This window comes from Saccharomonospora amisosensis (assembly GCF_011761185.1).
GTDB lineage: Bacteria > Actinomycetota > Actinomycetes > Mycobacteriales > Pseudonocardiaceae > Saccharomonospora_A > Saccharomonospora_A amisosensis.
In genome coordinates this window covers 34812-58137 of sequence record NZ_JAAOYM010000002.1, presented here as the reverse complement: position 1 = coordinate 58137, position 23326 = coordinate 34812, and the positions used below count along the sequence as shown (strand labels likewise).

Genomic DNA, 23326 nt, shown 5'->3' with positions numbered 1-23326 from the left:
GGACGAAAGTCGAACCGGAAGGACGCGATCCATGAAGCTTGGTCGAGCATGTGCGGCGGCGACGCTGCTGGGGGCATTGACGCTGCCATTGACGGCCACAGTCGCCTGGGCCGACGGGCAGGGCACCGGCCCGACGAGCTCGCCGACCCAGGACCAGCGTGAGGCACCCAGCCGCGAGCAGACGGAGCCGACGGCCACGGAAGCGCCTGCGGAGCCGTCGGCCGCGGTGGGTGAACCGCGGGAAGCGAAGCCGATCGCGGAGCCCGAGCAGCGAGGTCAGGTGAGCGAGCGGCCGGTGGGTGCCGCGGAAACCGGTGGCGGGCCAGAGTCGGACGCCACCCCGGCTTTGCTCGCCGGCGGGCTCGCCGTCGTCGCCGTCGCCGGGGGCGGGACCGTGTTGATGCTGCGCCGTCGCCGTACGGGCGAGCAGTGACGGTGGGTCCGCGAAGCAGTCGGCGGCACGCGGTCGCCACCGAACGTACGAGGCGCCGCCGATGAACGTGCGGTTCCGCGCATGGGGCACACGGGGAGGTCGCGGCAGCGCCGTGGCCTCCCCGCTCCTCGCGCTCGTCGCGGTCGTCGCGCTCTCCAGCTGCTCACCGGCCGACCAGGAGATCGACCTCGCGCCACAGCATCCGGCCACGACCGGTGAGACGACCACTACCACGGACTCGGGCCGGGCACCGGGGCACGAGATGGGACAGGGCTCGACCGGCTTGCCGCGCTCGGAGCCAGCGTGGCTCGACGTGCCTGCTATCGACGCGCACTCGTCGCTGGTCCCGTTGGGGCTCAACCCCGATCGCACGGTTGCCGTCCCTCCCGTCCACGAGCCGATGCAGGCGGGCTGGTACCGGTACAGCCCGACACCGGGAGAACGAGGTCCGGCGGTGATCCTCGGACATGTCAACGGCGACGGCCGGGACGGCATCTTCGTGCGTCTGCGCGAACTCGAGCGGGGAGACGAGATCCGCGTCGGCAGGGAGGACGGGACGGTGGCGCGGTTCACCGTCAAGCGCATGGCACAGGTGCCGAAGGACCGGTTCCCCACCGATGACGTGTACGGAGACACGGCGGGGCCGGAACTGCGGTTGATCACGTGCGGTGGGCCGTTCGACGAGACCGCCCACAGCTACCGTGACAACATCATCGCGTTCGCGACGTTCACCGGCGTCGGCAAACCCACACGTTGACCTCCGAAGCAAGTCAGCCGCTCGTGAGTGTTGCCCTGGGTGCTAACCCGGCGCAACACTCACGACTGTCGGCCTCGGTCGTTCGAGACGTTCGGTTGTTCGGGCGCCCGGTGGTGGCAACCTGATGTCACCAAAACCGGCGGTTCTGCCCGCTCGTGATTCCCAGCGCACGAACAACGACGACTGGTCGGGGCCAACCCCAGGCAAACCCTGTGGAGCTGAGGGGAATCGAACCCCTGACCTCCGCCTTGCAAAAGCGGCGCTCTACCAATTGAGCTACAGCCCCGCACCGCGGGAAGCTTGAGCTGCCCGCGGTGAAGTTCAGTTCTTGCTCGCGGAATCCGAGCTCGCCTTCGCCGGTGTGCTGCCGTTCGGAGACACACCGCTCATCGGACGCTCGGTAGGTGCGGTGGCCTCGCGCCACAGGTCCGCTTCCGCCTTGGCGTCCCTGTTGCGCTTGATCACGAAGAACACGCCGCCCGCGACAACCGCGAGTGCCAACAGCTTCTTCACGGTGAAGCCCTCCTCGACGACAACCTGCTGACCGTGCCATCGCGATGCTACTGCACCCGCCCACCCATACGTTTATCCGGTACTGGTCGCGGGTAGTTGCCCTGCACAACCTTCTGCCGAGAGCGAGGCAAACCCATGGCTGAACGCGACGAACGCCAGGAAGGCATCAAGGGCGCCGTTGAGGACATCAAGGGCCGGGTCAAGGAGACCGCTGGCACGTTCCTCGGCCGCGACGACATGGAGCGTGAAGGTAGCGCCCAGCAAGAGAAGGGCCGTGCGCAGCAGACGGCCGCGGAAAAGGAGCAGGAGGCCAAGCGCGCCGAGGAGAAGGCGAAGGAGGCGGAATCCCGCAAGCAGCGTTGAGTCACGGTTCCACGTGGAACACGTCAATACACCCCCTGCATAGCCCCCTGTTCCGGCATGGCAGGTAAGGGCAGGCGGCCAAGCGACCATCCCGCAACATCGACTATGAGCCCGCGCCAGTGAATCCCCGGTTCCGGGCCCAACATGCCGGAACCGGTCACCCACTGCGCGTCACGCAGATGGATGTAGGTCACCTCACCAAGCACCTCGCCCCGGTTCTGAGCACGGCGCCTCCGATAGAGGCCCGCCTGCTCTCGGTACACGTTTGCCACGTGATAGGCAGCCTCTGACCCGTCCATCTCCACCAGGGTCGCCACCTCATTCATCCATCTGGACGCCGTGACGAGGTCACCAGTCACGATGCCGCCTGGCACGCTCAGGGTCAGTGCCATGCTGAAGTCGTCCATCTGGTTCGCGGCATCGACAAAAGCCTGTAACAGGAAGTCCGCGCGTCTGCCGGTCATCTCCTTCATCTCCGTTCACGTCATGTCACCAATTGGTAGCTACCCGCTGAGGGCGGCCCGAATCCCCCGGCTTCGACCGCGGTGCTCGTGAGTGACGTGACGATGGCGGAGCGTCAGGAAGCGTCGGCCTCCCTGGCCACCTGTTCCAGCCGCAGCCGGTAGGACTCCCACCAGTCCCGATCGCCCTCAACCATGTTGTCGTTGTCGGGCCGCAGGCCGACCGCGCTGTCGATCAACTCACGGACGATGTCGGCATGGCCTGCGTGTCGGTTCGTCTCCGCGATGACGTGGACCAGGATGCGGTGCAGCGTTGCCTCTCGCTTTTCCGGCGGCCAGTGCTTCACGTGGCCCACCGCATCGAGTTCGAGTCCCTCGATGGTCGTGTCCGCGTGCTCGGCCGCCCGCTTGTACAGTCCAACGATGTAGTCACGCGACTCGTCAGCGGTCGCCCACATGTCCGCGTTCGTTTCCGCACTACCTTCCAGCCACGGCAATTCCTCGTGGTCCGGGCGGCCGAAGGTCTCGCCGAAGTAGCCATACTCGACCCCGGCGAGGTGCTTCACCAAGCCCAACAGGTTTGTGCCCGTCGGGGTCATCGGCCTTCGGATGTCGTACTCCGAAAGCCCCTCGAGTTTCCACAGCATCGCCTCGCGCGCCGCGCGCAGGTAGCGGTGCAGGTCTGCCTTCGCCGTCGTGGTCATCGCTGCAGACTAGCCTGGCCAGCGGCTTGACGGCCGCGGCGAGACACAACCGTCAAGCGGTCAAGGATGCGGTGATCTCCGCGACGCGGAGCCGGACGATGTCAGCCACGACATCATCGGGTAACGGCTCGCCGGCCGTGAACCGGATCGTGCCCTTTGAGCAATCGAACCCGTCGAGCCTGCCGCGCACGGCCTCCACGATCTCGCCGCTGAACGGGAAGACGCTCAGGTGCTGCTTCGCTGCCCGGAAGGCCAGTAGTGGCTTGCCGCGAAAAGTCAGTGCCGCCATGCCGTAGCTCTTGCCCTGTTCCGCCGCCGGTACAGCCGTCAGTGCGGTATCACGGACACGTTCGAATGCGGTGCGCGCGGGGCCGTCCAGTGTGGCGAGGTAGGCGTCGACTTCGTCCGGCACGAAAGCAACGCTACGCCGAGGCGAACCTCAGCGCACGAAACCGAACCCATCGCGTTGAGAAGGCCCGTGGATCTGCCTTGCCCGTTCCCCCAGCAGTCACTCTTTGACCATCGCGGGGAAGCTGCCTGCTGAGCTCGCCGCGGCGTACGGCTATCTGGACGACATCGAAGATTGTCCGGAGCCGGACATTGTCGAGGGGTACAACGACCTGGCCGTCGAGCTACGAAATGGCATGTCCTGAGCCGATCAAGCAGGCGCAGTCGTCGATCCGGTACGGCTGACCGCACGGGCTCTCCACGGCGGCGCCGCGGTTGGCGGGGGTGAATGAACCCGGGCCACAAGCTCGGCGCGGGAGGTTGGAGCGCGTCAGAATCCGCGGACACTGGACATATGGAGATCGAGCTGGCCGTCGTCCCGGATTGCCCCAACGCGGATGCGGCGAGGAATGTGCTGCGCCAGGCGTTGGCGGAGATCGGGCTCGACGGTTCTGCCGTTGTAACGCGTACCGTCAGGTCCGAAGCGGAGGCACGAGAGATCGGGTTCGTCGGGTCGCCGAGTATCCGCCTCAACGGGCGGGACCCATTCGTCGAGCCCGGCCAGCAGGTAAGCCTGAGTTGCCGGATGTACCGGACAGCCGCGGGGGTTCGGGGTGTGCCGGAGGCGGAAGCCGTACGGCAAGCGTTGCGGGATGCGGCACGGATCGCCGGAGCCCCATAGAACTGCCGAGTTTGGCTTGCGTGAATGTCACCGATCTGAGCGAGTGCGCTGGCAACCCGCCGAAGCGGTGGCCGAGTCCGGAGTTGACGGTTTCCGGAACCCGGTCGGCCGATCGATAAGTTCCGGGTCCTGCGCGGGTCATAACCCGCGGGACTGTTTAGAGACCGACGCACTCGTACCCGAAGGGGAAGCATGGCAAAGCTCATCTACTCGATGATCACCTCGCTCGACGGCTACGCCGAGGCAGCCGAAGGCGACCTCGGCAGCGGAGCCGACGACCAGGAGGTGCACACCTTTATCGGCGACGTCTTCCGCCCGGTCGGCACGTACCTCTACGGCCGACGGATGTACGAGACGATGGTCTTCTGGGAGACCGTGCACAAAAAGCCCGACGTGCCTGCGCACATCCTGCAGTACGCCCGGGACTGGCAGGCCGCCGAGAAGATTGTCTTCTCCACGACTCTCGAGTCGGTGTCCAGCACGAAAACCAAGATCGAGCGGAAGTTCGACCCGGATGCGGTCCGCCGACTCAAGGCCGAGTCTGATCACGACCTCACCGTCGACGGCCCGAACCTCGCCGCCCAGGCGATCGCCGCCGGCCTGGTGGACGAGTACCACCTGTTCATCACCACGAGCGTGGTCGGCGGCGGTAAGCGGTTCTTTCCCGACGGCGTGCGCCTCGATCTCGAACTGGTCGAGCAGCGTGCCTTCGACAGCGGACTGATCTACGCGCGCTACCGGACCCGCTGAGCCGCACCGGTTGGTGACACTACCAACGGCCGGTCCCGGAGTGGTTGCGACTGCTGAGGTGCCAGCGCGTTGGTCAGGCACTTAGTCAGGCAGCCCCCGTTTCCCCTGGTGGGGAGACGGGGGCTGATCTGGTGTGGGCCCAGGAGGACTTGAACCTCCGACCTCTTCGTTATCAGCGAAGCGCTCTAACCGCCTGAGCTATGGGCCCGTAACGCTTAGAAAGCGTACAGCAGGCACAACAGCGGGACCGCACCGGGTCACTCTCGCTCGGAGAGCGTCACCTCCAGGCCGCCCGACAGATCGGCGGACACGTTGTAGATGAACGCGCTGACGGTGGTGAGCGCAGAGATCAGCACGATGTTGATGGCGCCGACGATAGCCGCGACGCCGAACACCCTGCCCACGCTGATGAGCGGCTCGCCGCCCTCGGATCCGTCGCCCTGCACCAGCGAACTGTAGGTGCCGTTCAGCTTGTCCCACACGCCCATACCGTCAAGCACCGTGTACAGCACGCCCACGGCGACCAGCCAGACGAAGAACAGCGCGACACCCAGCACCAGCGACAGCTTCAGCACCGACCACGGGTCGAAGCGCTTCACCTGCAGGCTGGCCCTGCGCGGCCCGCGGCCCGGCCTGCGCAACGCGCTCACCGGCTGTGTCCGGCCCTCGGCGGGGGCAGCACCGCCCATTCCCGGCGCAGGTGCGGCCACCGGTTGTGTCCGCATGCCTTCGCTCTCGTGCACGAACACCGGGTTCGCCGAACCGGTCGGCAGGAACTGCGTGTCGGCATCCGCATTGCCCACGCCGTGCTGCGACTGGCCCTGCTGGCCGCCCTCCTCGGCAGGCAGTTTGCCCGCCGACCAGCGGTCACCGAACCCTTCGCCCTCCTCGGCGGGCGTGCCATCGTCCTTGGCGACACGCTGCCACGGCGGGTTGGCGTCGTCGGTGTCCGTGGTCCCGCTCGAGGCCGGCCGTTCGGTGTTGTCAGGTGGTGTCACAAATGGTCAGTCCCTTGTGAATCGCACGCCGTTACTGTTGTTCCGTCGGCTCGTCAGCCTCCGCGTCGTCGGCTTCCCCGCTAGGGACGTCCGACGGCCTGTCCGCGTTGCGCGCCACCGCCAGCAGTGTGGTGCCCTCATCAAGGTTGATCAACCGCACACCCTTGGTCTGCCTGCCCGCCTTGCGGACTTCGCCCGCCGGTGTCCGGATGACCCCACCACTGGAGGTGATGGCATACAGCTCGTCGTCGGCTTCGACGATGAGTGCCCCCACCAGCCTGCCACGTTTGTGGTCGTGCTGGATGGTGAGCACGCCCTTGCCGCCTCTGCCCTGCACCGGGTAGTCGTCGATCGGCGTGCGCTTGGCGTACCCACCGTCAGTGGCCACGAGCAGGAACGTGTCCTCCTTCACGACGCTGATGCCCAGCAGCTCGTCGCCCTCGTTGAACCGCATACCCAGCACACCAGAGGTCGCCCGCCCCATCGGACGCAGCGTGTCGTCGGTTGCGTGGAACCGGATCGACTGCCCGTCCGATGACACCAGCAGCAGGTCGTCCTCCGCGGCGGCGAGTACCGCGCCGACCAGCTCGTCACCCTCGCGAAGGTTGATGCCGATCAGCCCTCCGGATCGGGGCGAGTCGAAGTCGCTGAGCCTGGACTTCTTGACGAGGCCCTTCTTGGTGGCCAGCACCAGGTAGGGCGCCACCTCATAGTTCGGGATCTGGATCACGCTGGCGATTTGCTCGTCGGGTTGGAAAGCGAGCAGGTTCGCCACGTGTTGTCCGCGCGCGTTGCGGCTGGCCTCCGGCAGGTCGTACGCCTTCGCCCGGTAAACCCTGCCCTTGTTCGTGAAGAACAGGATCCAGTCGTGCGTCGAGCACACGAAGAAGTGCTGCACGATGTCGTCCTGCTTGAGCGTCGCTCCCTGCACGCCCTTGCCGCCACGCTTCTGCGAGCGGTACAGGTCCGTTTTCGTCCGCTTGGCGTAGCCCGTGCGGGTGATGGTGACGACGACGTCCTCAACCGCGATCAGGTCCTCGATCGAGACGTCTCCGTCGAAGGGGATGATCTCGGTACGCCGGTCGTCGCCGTACTTGTCGACGATCTCCTCCAACTCGGCACGGACGATGGCCCGCTGCCGCTGCGGCTTGTCGAGGATGTCGTTCAGGTCGGCGATCCTGTTCTCGATGTCGGCGAGTTCGTCGACGATCTTCTGCCGCTCCAGCGCGGCCAGCCTGCGCAGCTGCATGTCGAGGATCGCTGTCGCCTGGATCTCATCGACGTCGAGCAGCTGCATCAGGCCGGTCCTGGCCTCGTCGGCGCTCGGCGAGCGACGGATCAGCGCGATGACGGCGTCCAGTTGGTCGAGCGCCTTCACCAGGCCACGCAGGATGTGGGCGCGCTCCTCGGCCTTGCGCAGCCGGAACCGCGTGCGCCGGACGATGACCTCGATCTGGTGCTTGACGTAGTGACGCACCAACTGGTCGAGGCGCAGCGTTCGCGGCACGCCGTCGACCAGCGCCAGCATGTTGACGCCGAAGTTGTACTGAAGCTGGGTGTGCTTGTAGAGATTGTTGAGCACGACCTTGGCCACCGCGTCACGTTTCAGCGCGACCACGATGCGCATGCCGCGTCGGCTGTTGCTCTCGTCCGCGATGTCGGCGATCCCGGTGACCTTGCCGTCGCGCACGAGTGCGGCGATGTTCTCCACCAGGTTGTCGGGGTTGACCTGGTAGGGCAACTCGGTGACCACCAGGATCGTGCGACCCTTGCTGTCCTCCTCTACCTCGACCACCGCCCGCATCCGCACGGAGCCACGGCCCGTGCGGTAAGCGTCGGCGATGCCCTGCGTGCCGAGGATCAGCCCCTTGGTCGGGAAGTCTGGCCCCTTGATGCGCTGCATCAGCGCGGCGAGTAGTTCGTCGTCGTCGGCTTCGGGGTTGTCGAGTGCCCAGAACACGCCGTCGGCGACCTCGCGCAGGTTGTGCGGCGGGATGTTGGTCGCCATGCCCACCGCGATGCCCGAGCCACCATTGACGAGCAGGTTGGGGATACGGCTCGGCAGCACATCGGGTTCGCGAGTGCGGCCGTCGTAGTTGTCGGAGAAGTCGACGGTCTCCTCTTCGATGTCCCGCAGCATCTCCATGGCAAGCGGGTCGAGACGCGACTCCGTGTACCGCATCGCGGCCGCAGGGTCGTTGCCGGGAGAACCGAAGTTGCCCTGGCCATCGATGAGCGGGTAGCGCATCGACCAACGCTGCGCCAGCCGCACCAGTGCGTCGTAGATGGCCGAGTCACCGTGCGGGTGGTAGTTGCCCATCACGTCGCCGACCACGCGCGAGCACTTGTTGTACCCGCGGTCCGGCCGGAATCCGGAGTCGTACATCGAGTACAACACCCGGCGGTGCACAGGCTTGAGCCCGTCGCGCACATCGGGCAGCGCACGCGACACGATCACGCTCATGGCGTAATTGATGTAGGAGTTCTGCATCTCCTGCTGGATGTCGACCGGCTCGACCCGGCTGTGCTCCGGCGGCAGAGTTTCAGTCATGCTGTAGTGCTTCCTTCCCCGCCACGGTGGAGATGACCGTGCTGGTTGGCAAGTGTTCGGCCCGCTTCGCCACGTTCATACGCTTTCGTCACGCTCAGATGTCGAGCAGTCCGGCTTCCTTGGCGTTGCGCGTGATGAAGGAGCGGCGGGCCTCCACGTCCTCGCCCATGAGCACGGAGAACAGCTCGTCGGCGGTGGCGGCGTCGTCGAGGCTCACCTGGAGCAGCACCCGGTTCCTCGGGTCCATTGTGGTCTCCCACAGTTCGTCGGCGTTCATCTCGCCGAGCCCCTTGTACCGCTGGATGCCCTCGTCCTTCGGCAGCTTCTTCCCTGCCTCCAGTCCTGCCTTGAGCAGCCCGTCACGTTCCCTGTCGCTGTAGGCGTACTCCGGTTCCGAACGGGGCCACTTGATCTTGTAGAGCGGAGGTTGCGCCAGGTAGACGTAGCCGTGCTCCACCAGTGGTCGCATGAACCGGAACAGCAGGGTGAGCAGCAGCGTACGGATGTGCTGGCCGTCCACGTCGGCGTCGGCCATCAGCACGATCTTGTGGTAGCGCAGTTTCGACAGGTCGAAGTCGTCGTGGATGCCGGTGCCGAGCGCGGTGATGAGCGACTGCACCTCGTTGTTCTTCAACACCTTGTCGATGCGGGCCTTCTCGACATTGATGATCTTGCCGCGGATGGGCAGGATCGCCTGGAACCGCGAGTCGCGTCCTTCCTTGGCGGAGCCGCCCGCGGAGTCTCCCTCGACGATGTAGAGCTCGCATTCTTCAGGGTCGGTGGAACGGCAGTCCTTCAGCTTGCCGGGAAGGCCGCCGATGTCCATCGCGCCCTTGCGTCGCACGAGGTCGCGTGCCTTGCGCGCGGCCAGCCGCGCCTGCGCGCTGGACACCGCCTTGTTGATGATGACCCTGGCCTCGGAGGGGTTGCGTTCGAACCAGTCGGCAAGCCACTCGTTGCAGGTGCTCTGCACGAACGAACGGGCCTCGCTGTTGCCGAGCTTGGTCTTGGTCTGGCCCTCGAACTGCGGCTCGGCCAGCTTGATGGAGATGATGGCCGCCAGTCCTTCGCGCACGTCGTCGCCGGTGAGGTTGGCGTCCTTCTCCTTGAGCAGCTTCTTGTCACGCGCGTAGCTGTTCACCACGCGTGTCAGTGCGGCACGGAACCCCTCCTCGTGTGTGCCGCCCTCATGCGTGTTGATCGTGTTGGCGAAGGTGTAGACCGACGGCGTGAAGCCGTTGTTCCACTGCATCGCCACCTCGACCTCGAGGCCGTCTCCCTTGGCTTCGAACGACACCACGCTGGGGTGGATGGGTTCCTTCGAGCCATTGATGTGCTTGACGAAGTCCTCGAGCCCGCCGGGGTAGTGGTAGGTGCGTTCGGTGATCCGTGCCCGCTGGCCGCTGGCGTCCTCGCCGTTGTCGTCACTGACGCGCTCGTCGCGCAGCACCATGGTGAGACCCTTGTTGAGGAAGGCCATCTCCTGCAGCCTGCGCGCTACGGTCTCCGCGCTGTAGTAGGTGGTCTCGAAGATGTTCGGGTCCGCCCAGAACGTCACGGTCGTCCCGGTCTGGTCCGTCGGCCCCTTTTCCAGCAGTTCGCCTGGCACCGAGTGGTCGTAGTGCTGTGCCCAGATCTTTCCGCCCACGTGGATCTCCACATCCAGCGCGGAGGAGAGGGCGTTCACCACGGAGACGCCGACACCGTGCAGACCGCCGGACACCGCATAGGACTCGCTGTCGAACTTGCCGCCCGCGTGTAACTGGGTGAGCACGATCTCGAGCGTGGGCTTGCCGTGCACGGGGTGTATGTCGACGGGGATGCCACGGCCGTCGTCGACGACACGTACCCCGCCGTCGGCGAGCAGCGTGACCTCAACACGTGACGCGAACCCTGCCATCGCCTCGTCGACCGAGTTGTCCACTACCTCCCAGATGAGGTGGTGCAGGCCTCGCTCACCGGTGGAACCGATGTACATGCCGGGGCGCTTGCGGACCGCTTCCAGACCCTCGAGCACCGTGATCGAGGACGCGTTGTATTCGCTCTTGTTTGCTGCCACCGGCCTGATTTCTCCTCGTCTCGCCCAACGGACACTCGTGATGTCTGTCCCACGCCGGGCAACCAGTTGACACTCGCTGCGGCACCAATCCGGTTCGCCTCTACAAGTTTACTTGGCTACTTGCGCTCACAGGCACCAAGGACACCCCTGATTCCGTCACAGAGCGACGATCTCAAACTCGGACGGGTCAGGCCGTGGCCGACGGACCTCTCGGGCCGCAACGGCGCGCTAGCCGTAAGTGTCGCGCGGCCCCCTGCCCGCTATGTGACGGGGGCCCTTCCGCCAGCTCGGAGCCGTCGGGCCCTGGATCCGCATCCGCTTGACCACACCGTGGCCGACGCCACTCGCGATCCTCGCGAGGAGCTGCCGCTGCAGCAACCGCAACTGGGTGGCCCACGCCGTCGAGCTGGCCCTCACGGTCAGCTCACCGTCGGTCAGCGTAACCGGATGGGCGTGCTCGGCGACCTCGTCACCGACGAGACTCGCCCACTGGCCGAACACCCGGCCGCTGGCCAGCCGATCGCGCCACCCGAACTCGGCCGACATGCGCGAGACCAGCCTGCCGAGTGGCTGCGGGTCCCGTTCGTCGCCGCCCGGTCCCGACCACCTGCGCCTACGGGGGTTCTGTCCCCCACTCAACCTCGGCACACCTTGCCTACGAACACCCGGCTCCCTGCCGCGGGCAGCCGCCCGCTCCTTGGCTGCCCGAAGAGCTTCGTGCGCCAGGTCACGGCCCTGCTGTGGATGATCGGACACCCCCGCCTCGTTCGGCCCAGAGGCGGTGTTACGCTCTGTGTCTCGTTCTGGGGAATCACGATGAAAGTCGCCCACCTGAGGGCTATTGACGTCACTATTTGGTGAGCCAGTCACCCGTGGCGATAGCGCCCTCACGGTGTTATCCACACTATCCACAGAGTTATCCCCAGATCGGTGGGTAACTCCTGTGTCCACGGTCACCCGCGGTCGTGCCGACACTGCTTCGCCGCCCCGATCAGGCACGTGTCACCTCACCTTCCGATACGGCGAACCGGACACCGGCCAGCTCGCTGGGAACGTCCTCTTCCACCGCCGCGGTCACGATGACCTGTTCCGCACCCGCGGCCACCTCGGCCAGCCGGGAGCGCCGCTTGCGGTCCAACTCGGCGAACACGTCGTCGAGCAGCAGCACCGGCTCACCTCCCGACTCCGCACGCAACAGCTCGTAGGAACCGAGCCGCAACGCGAGCGCGAACGACCACGACTCGCCCTGACTCGCGTAGCCCTTCGCGGGCGCGTCACCGAGCACGAGTTCCAGCTCGTCACGGTGTGGTCCGACCAGGCTTACCCCACGTTCCAGCTCAGCCGAGCGCGACTCGCCGAGCGCATCGAGCAGGATCTGCGCGAGCGGTTCCGGTTGCACCCTCGCCCCATCCGGATCGCCGTACTCCGCGGGCAGCGCGGGCCCGAGACTGCATCGGTAGCCGATGTGCGCCGGACGCGAATCCGGTGCCACGTCCGCGTAGGCCGCCGCGGTATGCGGCGCCAGGTCGGCGACCAGATTCAGCCGAGCCGCCAGCAGTTGCGCGCCGGCGGTGGCCAGATGCTTGTCCCACGCATCCAAGGTCGAAAGCGCATACGGATCGTCACCGCCCTTACGCCTGCCCGCCGTCTTGAGCAGGGCGTTGCGCTGCCTGAGCACCTTGTCGTAGTCGGCGCGCACCCCCGCGTAGCGCGGCGCGCGCTGCACCAGCAACTCGTCGAGAAACCGCCTGCGCTCGCCGGGGTCACCACGCACCAGCGCGAGGTCCTCCGGCGAGAACAGCACGGTGCGCAGGATGCCCAGCACATCTCTCGGCCTGCCAACCGCACCCCGGTTGACCCTCGCGCGGTTGGCCCTGCCCGGAGCGATCTCCAGTTCGACGGTTAGTTCACGCCCCTCGTTGACCACGGCGACGCGGACGAGCGCGCGCTCGCAGCCGTGCCGCACCAGCGGCGCGTCGGTCGCGACACGATGTGAGCCGAGGGTGGCGACGTATCCGATCGCCTCGAGCAGGTTGGTCTTGCCCCTGCCGTTGGGGCCGATGAGCACGGTCGCTCCCGGCTCCAGCGGCAGGTCGACCTGCTCCCACGACCGGAAGTCGGTCACCTGCAGGTGACGGAGATACACGCGGCGCCGGACCTACTCGCCGACCTTCTTGACGGCGTGCCCACCGAACTGCTCGCGCAGCGCGGCCACCGCCCGCATGGCGGCGGAGTCCTGCTGCCGGGAGGCGAACCGCGCGAACAGTGCCGCCGAGATCACCGGTGCGGGTACCGCGTTGTTGATCGCCTCCTCCAGCGTCCACCTGCCCTCGCCGGAGTCCTCGACGTAGCCTTCGAGGTCGTCGAGGTCAGGGTCCTCCTCCAACGCCCTGACCAGTAACTCCAGCAGCCACGAGCGCACGACGGTTCCCCGTTGCCACGCCCTGATCACGGCGGGCACGTTGTCGACGACCTTTGCCGCGTCCAGCAGTTCGAAGCCTTCCGCGTAGGCCTGCATCAGGCCGTACTCGATGCCGTTGTGCACCATCTTCGCGTAGTGGCCTGCTCCGACGGAGCCCGCGTGGGCGAACCCCTCCTCACGCGGCCCTTCAGGACGCAGCGCGTCGAAGATCGGCATCGCCCTCGCCACGTCGGTTTCCGCGCCGCCGACCATCAGGCCGTACCCGTTGTCCTTGCCCCAGACCCCGCCGGACACCCCGACGTCCAGGTAGCCGATTCCGTGCTCGGCCAGGAGTTCGGCATGGACCCTGTCGTCGCTGAACCTTGAGTTGCCACCGTCGATGAGCAGGTCGCCCTCGTCGAGGAGTTCACGAAGCTCGGTGATCGTCTGCCGAGTCGGCTCGCCTGCCGGGACCATCACCCACACCATGCGCGGTACCGACAGGGCCGATACCAGTGCCGAGAGTGACGGCGCATCGCTGGCCTCGGGATTGCGGTCATAGCCGACCACCTCATGACCGGCGGCCCGCAACCGCTCGCGCATGTTGAAACCCATCCGGCCGAGACCGACGAGTCCGAGCTGAACCATGGATGCTGTCGCCTCCAGTCGCGTGGTCGCTAGCCGGGCAGCCGCACCGGCATCAGCAGGTAGAGGTAGCCGGGGACGACGTCACCGTTGTCGTCTGCGGGTTTGACCAACGCGGGGCGGTTCGGTGTCGTGAACGTGAGCTCGGCGCGCTCGGCGTGCAGCGCCCCGAGGCCGTCGACGAGGTAGCCCGGGTTGAAGGCGATGGTCACCGCTTCGCCCTCGTAGTCGACGGGCAGCTCCTCCTCCGCGCTGCCCTCGTCGTCGCCGCCCGCGGAAAGCCGCAACGAACCTTCCGAGAACTCGAGGCGCACCTGGGTGCCGCGCTCCGCGACGAGCGAAACGCGCTTGATCGCTTCGGTCAGCGCGGGCACGTACAGCACGGCGCGGGAAGTGTGCTGCGAAGGCAGCAGTTGCCGGTACGGCGGGAACTCGGCGTCGAGCAGCCTGGTGGTGGTGAAGCGGCCCGACCCCGCCAGGCCGAGCAAGCCGTCGCCACTGGCGAGGCCGACCCTCACCGTGCCGCCCGACGCACCGAGCGACTTGGCCGCGTCGGCGATCGTGCGCGCCGGCACCAACACGGCGGCATCGCTGAGGCCTTCCGCTGGCTGCCACTCGAACTCGCGCATGGCCAACCGGAACCGGTCGGTGGCCACGAGTGTGAGAGTGCTGCCCGTGATCTCCACCCGCATACCGGTGAGCATGGGCAGCGTGTCGTCCTTGCCTGCCGCGACAGCGACCTGCGATACCGCCTGCGCGAAGGCCTCGCCCGCCACTTCACCCGCCAGCTCGGGTTGGGAAGGAAGCTGCGGGTAGTCCTCCACCGGCATGGTGGGAAGGCTGAACCGCGCGCTGCCACACGTGATCGAGGCGCGGGCACCGTCCACGGAGATCTCCACCGGCTGCGCGGGCAACGCCTTGGTGATGTCGGCGAGGAGCCTGCCGGAAACCAGGGTGCGGCCGCCGTCGGCGATCGTCGCAGGCACGCCGACGGTCGCCGAAACCTCGTAGTCGAAGCCCGACACGGTCAGCGCGTCGGATCCACCTTCGGCGCCGGCGTCGAGCAGGACTCCTCCCAACACGGGAACCGGTGGCCTGGAAGGCAGGCTACGGGCCACCCAGGCGACGGCGTCGGCAAGTCCGTCACGCTCGACGCGGATCTTCATGCGCGCATCCTTTCGACAGCCGAGCCCGTTCGGCTCGAAAGATCGGGTAAACCGCTCCTCGGCCGCCAGCGAGCGCAGTGACGACCGGGAGTTGTGGCTGTGCGGCTTCGCTCGGTAGCGGCGCGTCGAGGCGTTGCCGGACAACGGCGCCGGTGCCGAGCGCACCGGGGTGTGGGTCCCCACGTTAGAGCGTGACCGGCCGCTGCGTCATCTCGGCCCTCGGTCGGCGAGCGCCGAGATGTCCCCAGGTTCGAGGTCGGTTGTTTTTCTTTTGTTCTTTCTTCAAAGAGATCTTTTCAGTCGTAGTAGTAGGGCCTGTGGGTTGTGTGGATAGTCGACGTCCGCGCAGGTCCCCCGGCTTGTCGTGGTGTGGATACGTATGGTGGTGGTTCGGTGGAGAAGTCGGCTGCCCGGTGGACCGTTTTCGGCTGTCCGCAACCGATCCACAGCTATCCCCAGGTGTCCACAGTCTTGTCCCCAGTTGTGGGTCGAGCTGTACCCAGCCTGTGCCCAAGGGATCCACCGCGGAAACGTGACACGGATCGCTCGTAGGGGTGAGGAAATCCGTCGGTGAGAAGGGCTTCAGGTGCCGCATGGACGGCGCGGCCGCTCGGGCGCGGCAGCCCTTCGGTCTGCTCGAAACGTGAAGCTATGGCACGCTTTCGCCGCGGTGTCGAGGCATAACAGTGCTGTGCGAGGAGAACGACGAGGAGGGCGAGGCGCGGTCGCGCCCGACTACTGGCGGGCGCGTTGCTTGATGCGGGAGGTCAACTCCTGCACCTGGTCGTAGATGCGGCGGCGTTCGGCCATCTCCTTGCGGATCTTCTTGTCCGCGTGCATGACCGTGGTGTGGTCGCGACCGCCGAAGGTCTGCCCGATCCGTGGCAGCGACATGTCGGTGAGCTCGCGGCACAGATACATCGCGATCTGTCGGGCCGTGGCGAGTGCTTTGGTCTTGCCTGGGCCGCAGAGGTCTTCCAACGTCACGTCGAAGAACTCTGCCGTCACGCCCATGATGGTGGAGGCACTTATCTCAGGCGCCTGTGAGTCCGGGATCAGGTCGCGCAGCACGATCTCGGCGAGACCCACATCGACGGCCTGTTGGTTGAGTGACGCGAACGCGGTGACCCGGATCAGCGCGCCTTCGAGTTCACGGATGTTCGCCTCGATGCGGGCCGCGATGAACTCGAGCACCTCGCCGGGCACGGCCAGCCGGTCCTGTGCCGCCTTCTTCCGAAGGATCGCGATGCGGGTTTCCAGCTCTGGTGGCTGGATGTCGGTGATCAGCCCCCACTCGAACCGCGTCCGCAGCCGATCCTCGAGCGTTTCCAGCCGTTTGGGCGGGCGGTCGGAGGACACCACGATCTGCTTGTTGGAGTTGTGCAGTGTGTTGAAGGTATGGAAGAACTCCTCCTGGGTTCCTTCCTTACCTTCCAGGAACTGGATGTCATCGACGAGCAGGATGTCGATGTCGCGGTAGCGACGCTGGAAGGCAACCTTGCGGTCGTCTCGCAGCGAGTTGATGAAGTCGTTGGTGAACTCTTCCGTCGACACGTACCGCACCCGCATGCCAGGAAACAGCCGTTGGGCGTAGTGCCCCACCGCGTGCAGCAGGTGGGTCTTGCCCAGACCTGACTCGCCCCAGATGAACAACGGGTTGTAGGCGCGTGACGGCGCTTCGGCGACGGCGACGGCCGCCGCGTGAGCGAACCGGTTCGACGCACCGATGACGAAGGTGTCGAAGGTGTACTTCTCGTTGAGTCGTGTCTTCGAGGTCTGCGGTTGCGCGGGCGCGGTGTATGGCTGGCCCGCGATCGGCTGCCCTGAGAAGGTCGGCCAGATCTCGTGGACGGCTGCGAGGGCCTCGCCCTCCTCGTCCACTTCTTCGTCGCCGTCTTCTCCATCGGTCGTCGGCTTCGGCTGTGGTGGTTGCGCATGGTGCAACTGCTGCATCGGTGGCAGTGGTTGCTGAGCAGAGTCGATCCTGGCGTGTCTGCCGACAGGCACGGTGAGCGTGTCGTCGGTCGCAGGTAGCCGCTGGCCGGCTGGCCGGTTGCCGGTGTCGAGGCCTGCCTGGGCCGACCCGTAACGCGTGGGCGCGGACGGCGGCGGGGCATTGTCGGCGGCGTCGACCTTGACGGCGAGTGAGACATCGCGCCCGAGCCTGCGCGAAAGGGCGGACGTGATCGGCTCCCGCAGCGCGCGCTCGATGGCTTCCTTGGCGAAGTCGCTCGGTGCCGCCAGCAGCGCGGTTCCGTCCAGCAGACCGATCGGGCGGGTGACCCGCATCCAAGCACGTTGCTGAGGGGAGAGTGTTCCGTCGGACAACTCCCTCACGACCTGCTCCCAGACAACCGCCAGGTTCAACTGGTGCTCAGACACGCCGCTCCGCTCCCCTCCCCTCATCCTGTTCGACGACTCTTGGAGAGCGTCATAGCAGGTCAGCGTGGCACCTGCGCAGCAGGTATCCACATAGTTGTCCACAACTGTGCATTAACGTACGGCGGCCAGCGGGCAGCGAGGCCCGCGGGTCGAAGGTACTCCTGCCGAAGTCTCCCATGCTCCGGCGGCGCAGGCGCGCCCCCGCGCACTCAAGTTGAGAAGGGGCACGCTAACAAGCTGTCCCTATCGCCACAAGGCATCCTCCCCCGCAAGGCTTCCACGGTGCACAGGCACTCGACGGTCGGCGCCGAAACCCCGGGTTCGATCTTGAAGCGAAGTGCCGTCCTGCGCTACTCAAGGGGCCCGGTTTCGGTGTCACCGGGACGAGTGCGTACCCTCGTAAGGTCTGCCCGACAGCGGGGCCGTTCGGCCTGTCCAGGTTCTTTTCCTCGGCGAGGTCCGCGTCGGGTGACCACACGACGACCGAACACCTGAGACCAGGAGAACTACAGCCGTGAGCAAGGGCAAGCGCACCTTTCAGCCGAACAACCGCCGACGCGCGCGGACCCACGGGTTCCGGCTGCGGATGCGTACGCGGGCAGGCCGGGCGATTCTGGCGGCCCGCCGTCGCAAGGGTCGCCAGCGGCTCTCCGCCTGACGGCCGCCGGTCCGACAGGTATCGACAGGCGCGGAGCGCGGCGTGTTACCAGCTGACGCTCGCCTGCGACGGAGTGAGGAATTCCGTGCGGTGATGCGCGGCGGCGCTCGTGTCGGGCGCCGCCGTCTTGTGCTGCACGCGCTCGCCGACTACGGCGAGCACACCAAGGCGGGATTCGTCGTGAGCAAGGCCGTGGGAAACTCGGTGGTACGCCACCGGGTGACACGGCGGCTGCGACACCTGGTCTTCGACCGCCTCGGAACCGTGCCGGCAGGCACCGCGTTGGTCGTTCGGGCTCTGCCCCCGGCGGCCACCGCGAGCAGTGTGCAGCTCGGCGCGGACCTCGACGCGGCATTGCGGCGGCTCGGCCTGTCGCAGCGCACCCGCCAAGAAAATGGATCAACAGTGTGAGTGAAGACAATATGGCCGGTATCGACACGGCCGAGAGCCGGGACACCACGGCGCCCGCGCGGCCCACGCCGCTGGCCTGGGTCCTGCTGCTCCCCTTGCGTTTCTACCGCAAGTTCATCTCCCCCTATCTTCCGCCGATGTGCCGGTTCTACCCGAGTTGCAGCGGCTATGCGGTGGAGGCGTTGAGCCGGCACGGAGCCGCGCGAGGCAGCTACCTCGCGACGCGCCGGTTGCTGCGTTGCGGTCCATGGACCCCGCCTGGACGAGACCCTGTGCCAGAGAAGTTCAGCTTCCGGCACCAATGCCCTGGCATGCCTACCGAGGAGTAGCTCAGTGCTCGACTTCATCTACTACCCTGTGTCGTTCATTCTGTGGGTCTGGCACAAGGTCTTCGGGTTCGTCTTCGGCGATGACAACGCGATCGCGTGGATCCTCGGCATCGTGTTCCTGACCTTCACGGTGCGCGGCATCATGTTCAAGCCGTTCGTGAACCAGGTCCGGTCGATGAAGAAGATGCAGGACTTCGCGCCGGAGATCAAGAAGATCCAGAAGAAGTACGGGAACGACCGGCAGCGGCAGGCGCAGGAGATGCAGCGGCTGCAGCGCGAGCACGGGGTCAACCCGCTGGGAAGCTGCCTTCCGCTGCTGCTCCAGATTCCCGTGTTCATCGGGCTGAACTGGGTACTGCGCAACTTCCAGGCAGGCAGGGAGAGCAACTACTTCTTCGACGAGGCGGGCGTCAACTCCTACGTCAACGCCAAGATCTTCGGTGTCAACCTCGGTGACGCGATCAACCACCTCGGCATGATGGGCGGGACTGGCCAGTCCGGGTGGAACTGGGAGGTCGCTCCGGTCGCCGTACCGCTCATGATCGTTGCCGCAGTGGCGACGCACTTCACCGCCAGGCACTCTGTGGCTCGGCAGAACCCGGCCTCGGCGACACAGCAGACAGCCGTGATGAACAAGTTGACGCTGTGGATCTTCCCGGCCGGTGTTCTCGTGTTCGGTGCCTTCTTCCCCATCGGTCTGCTGATCTACTGGCTCGCCAACAACATGTGGACGCTGGGCCAGCAGCGGTTGGTCTACACCCGGATCGACAAGGAAGAAGAGGCGAAGAAGGCGGAGGCTCAGGAGAAGCGCAGCACCCTCGCGCCCAAGCCAGGGCAGAAGCCTGCGCAGAAGCCACAGGCTGGCCAGAAGCCCGCTTCGCAGAAGAAGCCGTCCACGGAGAGGGGCGACGCGGCCGAGCCCGCGAAGGAGACGAAGGCCAAAGAGACCACCGAGAACGGTAAGGCCCCGAAGAGTGGTGGCAGTGCCAGGGGCGGCGCCTGGGCCAAGAACGGCGGCAACCAGCAGCGGCCGACGAGCCAAGGCAAGAAGCCGCAGGGCCGTAAGCGGCGTTGACACTCACGGGGTGGGAAGGAGACGACATGTCGGAAACGGCGGAGGCGATCGGGGCTGAGCCAGACGAGGCGGGGCGGGTCGCCGGGGCTGAGGACGCGGAGGAGGCGAAGGAGGAGCGAACCGCGGAGCCGGACGACGACCTCCTGGTGCGTGAGGGCGACATCGCCGGGGACTACCTCGAGCGGTTGCTGGACATCCTCGACTACGACGGCGACATCGACCTTGACGTCGAGGCGGGTCGTGCGGTGGTGAGTATCGACGGTGGCGAGGACCTCGACAAGCTGGTGGGCCCGCGAGGCAATGTGCTGGAGGCGCTGCAGGAATTGACACGGCTCGCCGTGCAGCAGGAGACCGGCACGCGGAGCAGGCTGATGCTCGACATCGCCGGATGGAGAGCGGATCGGCGTGAGGAGCTCCGGGAGCTCGGACGCTCGACGGCTGAGTCGGTGCGTGCGTCCGGGGAGAGGGTGCGGCTGCAGCCGATGAGCCCATTCGAGCGCAAGGTAGTGCATGACGCCGTTGCCACAGTCGATGGCGTTACGAGTGAGAGCGAGGGCGAGGAGCCCAAGCGGCGCGTGGTGGTTCTGCCCGCGTAGCAGAGCAGAGCAAGGGCGGCCCGCCGTGAGCGGCGGGCCGCTTTTTTGTGTCCACGTTTCACGTGAAACGCGCGCGAACGGAACTTCACGCGGTGGAGTTGTCCACATTTACGGACTGTCGCGCTGAGTCCCGTCCTCCATCGGGGACAATCAGCGGAGCCAGTTTCACGTGAAACGGCAATGACGGAGGAGTGAGATTCGGTGGGCCTGGAGGAGTTGAGGGCCGCAGTCCCCCACGCGGCGGCTGACGTCTTTGGCGATCACGTCGATCGGGCTGAGGCGTTCGCGCGACTGCTGGCGCGACATGGCGTGGAGCGCGGACTGATCGGCCCACGCGAAGTGGACCGGCTGTGGGAGCGGCACCTGCTCAACTCCGCGGTGATCGGCGAATGCATTCCCGAAGGCGCGAGGGTGATCGATGTCGGGTCGGGTGCCGGGCTGCCCGGCATACCGCTCGCCATCAGCCGGCCGGATCTCGATATGGTCTTGCTTGAGCCGATGGCTCGCCGGGTCGACTGGCTGATCGAGGCCGTGGAGGCGCTGGGGCTTGCGGTGACCGTGGAACGGGGCCGGGCAGAAGACAAGGCGGTCCGGGCGCGTATTGGTCTCGCGGACGTTGTCACGGCACGGGCGGTTGCCCCCCTTGGGCGGCTCGCGGAGTGGTGTCTTCCGCTGGTACGCCCAGCTGGCTTCCTGCTGGCGCTCAAGGGTGCCAGTGCCGACCAGGAGATCGAGCGCGATCGGGACCCCGTGCGTTCGGCGGGTGGCGGTGAGCCCCGGCTCGTGCGCTGTGGTGTTGATGTACTCGAAACACCGACCACGGTGGTCGTGATCGAGCGGGTGGCGGGGTCAAGGTCGGGTGGTAAGCGGCGAGGTAGCTCGAAGAGGCGCTGATAGTAATGGCCGGCGAACAGCGATGAGTACGGAGCGGCGAATGTTCCACGTGAAACGAAGCTACGACCCGGTGTCGCCAGGAAGGGATGGCGTCCGGTGAATCCACGTCAGGAGACCAGCATGAGCAGTGGAGTCGGCTGGACGCCGATTGCCGAAGAGGCCGAGCGCGCCGCCCGGGTGCTCCACCCCGACGAGAACTTCATGCCGAGGCCTACGCGCCGACGCGTGCTCACGGTGGCCAACCAGAAGGGCGGTGTCGGCAAGACGACGAGCACGGTCAATCTTGCGGCCGGGCTGGCGCTGCATGGTGTGAAGACGCTTGTGATAGACCTCGACCCACAGGGCAACGCGAGTACCGCGCTCGACGTCGACCACCGCTCCGGTACACCGTCGGTGTACGAGATGTTGATTGGCGAGGTGTCGGTCGTCGAGGCGACCCAGGTGAGTGCGCAGTCCTCGAATCTGCTTTGCGTGCCAGCCACTATCGATCTGGCGGGCGCGGAGATCGAACTCGTCTCGATGGCGTCCCGTGAATCCCGGCTCAAAGAGGCGTTGTCCAAGGAAGCGCTTGATGAGCTTGGCGTGGACTACGTCTTTATCGACTGCCCCCCTTCGCTGGGGCTCCTGACCGTGAACGCGCTGGTCGCGGCTCACGAGGTGCTCATCCCGATCCAGTGTGAGTACTACGCGCTCGAGGGTCTGGGTCAGCTGCTGAGCAACATCGAGCTGGTGCAGCGGCACCTCAACCAGGCACTGAGCGTCTCGACCATCCTGCTGACCATGTACGACGGCAGGACCAAGCTCGCGGATCAGGTGACCCAGGAAGTCCGTAACCACTTCGGTGACGTGGTCCTCAAGACGATCATCCCGCGGAGCGTGAAGGTGTCCGAAGCGCCCGGCTATGGGCAGACCATCCTCGCCTACGACCCGGGATCAAGGGGTGCGATGAGCTACATCGACGCCGCACGCGAGCTTGCCGAGCGTGGAGCGAACAGGGAGCGCCGATGAGCGAGCGCAGAGGCGGTCTCGGCCGTGGCCTCGCGGCGTTGATACCGACCGGGCCGGTCAACGCGGAGGGCACGACAATCGCGGACGTTCGGACCGAGCCTTCCAACGGGAGCGAGTCGGGCTCCTTCGCGGCGAACGGATCGGTGGAGCTCTCCGGTGGGGAGATCTCCGGAGCCGTCTACCGCGAGGTGCCGATCGGTGCCGTCAAGCCCAACCCGAAGCAGCCCCGCCAGGTGTTCGACGAGGATGCACTGGCGGAGCTGGAGCACTCGATTCGCGAGTTCGGACTCATGCAGCCGATCGTCGTCCGGCAGCTACCTGCCGACGAGTTCGAGCTCGTCATGGGCGAACGCCGACTGCGAGCGGCGCAACAGGCCGGCCTGGAACTGATTCCCGCGATCGTCCGGCAGACTGCTGACGAGGCCATGCTGCGGGACGCGCTGCTGGAGAACATCCACCGCGTGCAGCTCAACCCGCTCGAAGAGGCGGCGGCCTACCAACAGCTGCTCGACGAGTTCGAGGTCACTCACGAGGAACTGGCTGCCCGCATTGGCAGAAGCAGGCCGGTCATCACCAACACCATCCGGTTGCTGCGCTTGCCGCTGCCCGTGCAGCGCCGGGTAGCGGCGGGAGTGCTGTCGGCTGGACACGCTCGCGCTCTGTTGTCCCTGGAGGACGCCGACCGGCAGGAGGAGTTGGCGGGTCGCATCGTCGCGGAAGGGTTGTCCGTGCGCGCGACCGAGGAGGCCGTGACGCTCTCGAAGAGCGACGCCAAGCCGAAGCCCAAAGCGCCCGCGCGCAAGCAACCAGAAGCGCCCGGCCTGCAGGACCTCGCCGAGCGGTTGTCCGACACCTTCGACACGCGGGTCAAGGTGGACCTCGGCCGCCGCAAAGGCCGAATCATCGTCGAGTTCGGTTCCATCGATGATCTTGAACGAATTGTCGCCCTAATGGACCCAAAGCAGTCAAATCGGACACGAAAATCCGATGACCAATGACACCGGGTTATTTCGTCACGGTGATGATTCTGCCGAACCGGATGG

The 23326-nt window shown here is 66.3% G+C and carries 26 protein-coding genes and 2 tRNA genes; 14 read left to right on the top strand and 14 right to left on the bottom strand.

All coding sequences use genetic code 11. From position 1 onward, the window contains the following. Nucleotides 1-31 precede the first annotated feature (31 nt). On the top strand, nucleotides 32-433 hold the full coding sequence (locus tag FHU38_RS23635; RefSeq protein ID WP_167176561.1) for a Tat pathway signal sequence domain protein: 402 nt from the start codon (nucleotides 32-34) through the stop codon (nucleotides 431-433). Between the two features lie 61 nt (nucleotides 434-494). After that, on the top strand, nucleotides 495-1190 hold the full coding sequence (locus FHU38_RS23630) for a class F sortase (protein WP_167176559.1): 696 nt from the start codon (nucleotides 495-497) through the stop codon (nucleotides 1188-1190). A 213-nt stretch (nucleotides 1191-1403) separates the two neighbouring features. Here FHU38_RS23630 and FHU38_RS23625 read toward each other — a convergent pair. After that, nucleotides 1404-1476: transfer RNA gene (locus tag FHU38_RS23625), tRNA-Ala, on the bottom strand. A gap of 35 nt (nucleotides 1477-1511) precedes the next feature. Next, entirely contained in the window at nucleotides 1512-1703 is a 192-nt protein-coding gene (locus tag FHU38_RS23620; protein ID WP_009151730.1) for a DLW-39 family protein, read from the bottom strand. A gap of 135 nt (nucleotides 1704-1838) precedes the next feature. Between FHU38_RS23620 and FHU38_RS23615 the strand changes: the two genes are divergently transcribed. Further along, on the top strand, nucleotides 1839-2066 hold the full coding sequence (locus tag FHU38_RS23615) for a CsbD family protein (RefSeq protein ID WP_167176557.1): 228 nt from the start codon (nucleotides 1839-1841) through the stop codon (nucleotides 2064-2066). A 23-nt stretch (nucleotides 2067-2089) separates the two neighbouring features. On the opposite strand, the gene FHU38_RS23610 is transcribed toward FHU38_RS23615, so the two are convergent. The 3 genes from FHU38_RS23610 to FHU38_RS23600 form a co-directional block, all read right to left on the bottom strand. Further along, on the bottom strand, nucleotides 2090-2530 hold the full coding sequence (locus FHU38_RS23610) for a hypothetical protein (RefSeq protein ID WP_167177178.1): 441 nt from the start codon (nucleotides 2528-2530) through the stop codon (nucleotides 2090-2092). Nucleotides 2531-2643: 113 nt separating this feature from the next. Then, nucleotides 2644-3231 (bottom strand): DinB family protein, encoded by a 588-nt coding sequence (locus FHU38_RS23605; protein ID WP_167176555.1) that lies wholly within the window; start codon nucleotides 3229-3231, stop codon nucleotides 2644-2646. A 52-nt stretch (nucleotides 3232-3283) separates the two neighbouring features. Further along, nucleotides 3284-3643, bottom strand: a complete 360-nt coding sequence (locus tag FHU38_RS23600) for an iron chaperone (protein WP_167176553.1) — start codon at nucleotides 3641-3643, stop codon at nucleotides 3284-3286. Between the two features lie 103 nt (nucleotides 3644-3746). On the opposite strand from FHU38_RS23600, the gene FHU38_RS23595 reads away from it, so the two are divergent. The 3 genes from FHU38_RS23595 (at nucleotide 3747) to FHU38_RS23585 (ending at nucleotide 5110) form a co-directional block, all read left to right on the top strand. After that, entirely contained in the window at nucleotides 3747-3884 is a 138-nt protein-coding gene (locus FHU38_RS23595; RefSeq protein ID WP_167176551.1) for a hypothetical protein, read from the top strand. Nucleotides 3885-4033: 149 nt separating this feature from the next. Beyond that, entirely contained in the window at nucleotides 4034-4360 is a 327-nt protein-coding gene (locus FHU38_RS23590; protein ID WP_167176549.1) for a hypothetical protein, read from the top strand. Nucleotides 4361-4552: 192 nt separating this feature from the next. Further along, entirely contained in the window at nucleotides 4553-5110 is a 558-nt protein-coding gene (locus FHU38_RS23585; protein ID WP_167176547.1) for a dihydrofolate reductase family protein, read from the top strand. Nucleotides 5111-5244: 134 nt separating this feature from the next. On the opposite strand, the gene FHU38_RS23580 is transcribed toward FHU38_RS23585, so the two are convergent. From FHU38_RS23580 to dnaA, 9 genes are all read right to left on the bottom strand, one after another. Beyond that, nucleotides 5245-5318, bottom strand: a tRNA-Ile gene (locus tag FHU38_RS23580). A gap of 49 nt (nucleotides 5319-5367) precedes the next feature. After that, on the bottom strand, nucleotides 5368-6108 hold the full coding sequence (locus FHU38_RS23575) for a DUF3566 domain-containing protein (RefSeq protein WP_167176545.1): 741 nt from the start codon (nucleotides 6106-6108) through the stop codon (nucleotides 5368-5370). 31 nt (nucleotides 6109-6139) lie between these two features. After that, nucleotides 6140-8659 (bottom strand): DNA gyrase subunit A, encoded by a 2520-nt coding sequence (gyrA, locus tag FHU38_RS23570; protein ID WP_167176543.1) that lies wholly within the window; start codon nucleotides 8657-8659, stop codon nucleotides 6140-6142. A gap of 94 nt (nucleotides 8660-8753) precedes the next feature. Beyond that, a complete protein-coding gene (gene gyrB, locus FHU38_RS23565; RefSeq protein ID WP_167176541.1) occupies nucleotides 8754-10718 on the bottom strand; it encodes a DNA topoisomerase (ATP-hydrolyzing) subunit B in 1965 nt (654 codons plus the stop codon). A gap of 228 nt (nucleotides 10719-10946) precedes the next feature. Continuing rightward, complete coding sequence (locus tag FHU38_RS23560; protein ID WP_167176539.1) at nucleotides 10947-11474, bottom strand: DciA family protein; 528 nt, start codon at nucleotides 11472-11474, stop codon at nucleotides 10947-10949. A 235-nt stretch (nucleotides 11475-11709) separates the two neighbouring features. After that, nucleotides 11710-12864, bottom strand: a complete 1155-nt coding sequence (gene recF / locus FHU38_RS23555; protein WP_167176537.1) for a DNA replication/repair protein RecF — start codon at nucleotides 12862-12864, stop codon at nucleotides 11710-11712. Nucleotides 12865-12876: 12 nt separating this feature from the next. Further along, a complete protein-coding gene (gnd, locus tag FHU38_RS23550) occupies nucleotides 12877-13767 on the bottom strand; it encodes a phosphogluconate dehydrogenase (NAD(+)-dependent, decarboxylating) (RefSeq protein ID WP_167176535.1) in 891 nt (296 codons plus the stop codon). Between the two features lie 29 nt (nucleotides 13768-13796). Then, the gene (gene dnaN / locus FHU38_RS23545) at nucleotides 13797-14930 is read right to left on the bottom strand and encodes a DNA polymerase III subunit beta (RefSeq protein ID WP_167176533.1); all 1134 of its coding nucleotides are present in this window, start codon (nucleotides 14928-14930) and stop codon (nucleotides 13797-13799) included. Between the two features lie 735 nt (nucleotides 14931-15665). Further along, nucleotides 15666-17312, bottom strand: a complete 1647-nt coding sequence (dnaA, locus tag FHU38_RS23540) for a chromosomal replication initiator protein DnaA (protein WP_167176531.1) — start codon at nucleotides 17310-17312, stop codon at nucleotides 15666-15668. Nucleotides 17313-17826: 514 nt separating this feature from the next. On the opposite strand from dnaA, the gene rpmH reads away from it, so the two are divergent. The 8 genes from rpmH to FHU38_RS23500 all read left to right on the top strand — a co-directional run bounded on the left by rpmH (nucleotide 17827) and on the right by FHU38_RS23500 (nucleotide 23281). After that, nucleotides 17827-17970 carry a 50S ribosomal protein L34 gene (gene rpmH, locus FHU38_RS23535; protein ID WP_083841012.1) on the top strand — a complete coding sequence of 48 codons (144 nt, stop codon included), beginning with the start codon at nucleotides 17827-17829 and terminating at the stop codon, nucleotides 17968-17970. Between the two features lie 42 nt (nucleotides 17971-18012). Continuing rightward, the gene (gene rnpA, locus FHU38_RS23530; protein WP_167176528.1) at nucleotides 18013-18381 is read left to right on the top strand and encodes a ribonuclease P protein component; all 369 of its coding nucleotides are present in this window, start codon (nucleotides 18013-18015) and stop codon (nucleotides 18379-18381) included. Nucleotides 18382-18392: 11 nt separating this feature from the next. Continuing rightward, nucleotides 18393-18710: a membrane protein insertion efficiency factor YidD gene (yidD, locus tag FHU38_RS23525; RefSeq protein ID WP_167177176.1), complete on the top strand. Its 318-nt coding sequence runs from the start codon at nucleotides 18393-18395 to the stop codon at nucleotides 18708-18710. Nucleotides 18711-18714: 4 nt separating this feature from the next. Beyond that, nucleotides 18715-19785, top strand: a complete 1071-nt coding sequence (yidC, locus tag FHU38_RS23520) for a membrane protein insertase YidC (protein WP_167176526.1) — start codon at nucleotides 18715-18717, stop codon at nucleotides 19783-19785. A 26-nt stretch (nucleotides 19786-19811) separates the two neighbouring features. After that, nucleotides 19812-20381: a Jag family protein gene (locus FHU38_RS23515; protein ID WP_167176524.1), complete on the top strand. Its 570-nt coding sequence runs from the start codon at nucleotides 19812-19814 to the stop codon at nucleotides 20379-20381. A 201-nt stretch (nucleotides 20382-20582) separates the two neighbouring features. Then, nucleotides 20583-21275, top strand: a complete 693-nt coding sequence (gene rsmG, locus FHU38_RS23510) for a 16S rRNA (guanine(527)-N(7))-methyltransferase RsmG (protein WP_167176522.1) — start codon at nucleotides 20583-20585, stop codon at nucleotides 21273-21275. Nucleotides 21276-21395: 120 nt separating this feature from the next. Next, nucleotides 21396-22283 carry a ParA family protein gene (locus FHU38_RS23505; RefSeq protein ID WP_167176520.1) on the top strand — a complete coding sequence of 296 codons (888 nt, stop codon included), beginning with the start codon at nucleotides 21396-21398 and terminating at the stop codon, nucleotides 22281-22283. Further along, on the top strand, nucleotides 22280-23281 hold the full coding sequence (locus FHU38_RS23500) for a ParB/RepB/Spo0J family partition protein (protein WP_167176518.1): 1002 nt from the start codon (nucleotides 22280-22282) through the stop codon (nucleotides 23279-23281). The genes FHU38_RS23505 and FHU38_RS23500 overlap by 4 nt, the downstream gene beginning before the upstream one ends. The last annotated feature ends 45 nt before the right edge of the window (nucleotides 23282-23326 follow it).

Bases quoted from the DNA above. Each gene is read 5' to 3' on its own strand.
- FHU38_RS23635 (WP_167176561.1), top strand. From the start codon at position 32: ATGAAGCTTGGTCGAGCATGTGCGGCGGCGACGCTGCTGGGGGCATTG.
- FHU38_RS23630 (WP_167176559.1), top strand. From the start codon at position 495: ATGAACGTGCGGTTCCGCGCATGGGGCACACGGGGAGGTCGCGGCAGC.
- FHU38_RS23615 (WP_167176557.1), top strand. From the start codon at position 1,839: ATGGCTGAACGCGACGAACGCCAGGAAGGCATCAAGGGCGCCGTTGAG.
- FHU38_RS23610 (WP_167177178.1), bottom strand. From the start codon at position 2,530: ATGACCGGCAGACGCGCGGACTTCCTGTTACAGGCTTTTGTCGATGCC.
- FHU38_RS23605 (WP_167176555.1), bottom strand. From the start codon at position 3,231: ATGACCACGACGGCGAAGGCAGACCTGCACCGCTACCTGCGCGCGGCG.
- FHU38_RS23590 (WP_167176549.1), top strand. From the start codon at position 4,034: ATGGAGATCGAGCTGGCCGTCGTCCCGGATTGCCCCAACGCGGATGCG.
- FHU38_RS23585 (WP_167176547.1), top strand. From the start codon at position 4,553: ATGGCAAAGCTCATCTACTCGATGATCACCTCGCTCGACGGCTACGCC.
- gyrA (WP_167176543.1), bottom strand. From the start codon at position 8,659: ATGACTGAAACTCTGCCGCCGGAGCACAGCCGGGTCGAGCCGGTCGAC.
- gnd (WP_167176535.1), bottom strand. From the start codon at position 13,767: ATGGTTCAGCTCGGACTCGTCGGTCTCGGCCGGATGGGTTTCAACATG.
- dnaN (WP_167176533.1), bottom strand. From the start codon at position 14,930: ATGAAGATCCGCGTCGAGCGTGACGGACTTGCCGACGCCGTCGCCTGG.
- yidD (WP_167177176.1), top strand. From the start codon at position 18,393: ATGGCCGGTATCGACACGGCCGAGAGCCGGGACACCACGGCGCCCGCG.
- FHU38_RS23515 (WP_167176524.1), top strand. From the start codon at position 19,812: ATGTCGGAAACGGCGGAGGCGATCGGGGCTGAGCCAGACGAGGCGGGG.
- FHU38_RS23505 (WP_167176520.1), top strand. From the start codon at position 21,396: ATGAGCAGTGGAGTCGGCTGGACGCCGATTGCCGAAGAGGCCGAGCGC.
- FHU38_RS23500 (WP_167176518.1), top strand. From the start codon at position 22,280: ATGAGCGAGCGCAGAGGCGGTCTCGGCCGTGGCCTCGCGGCGTTGATA.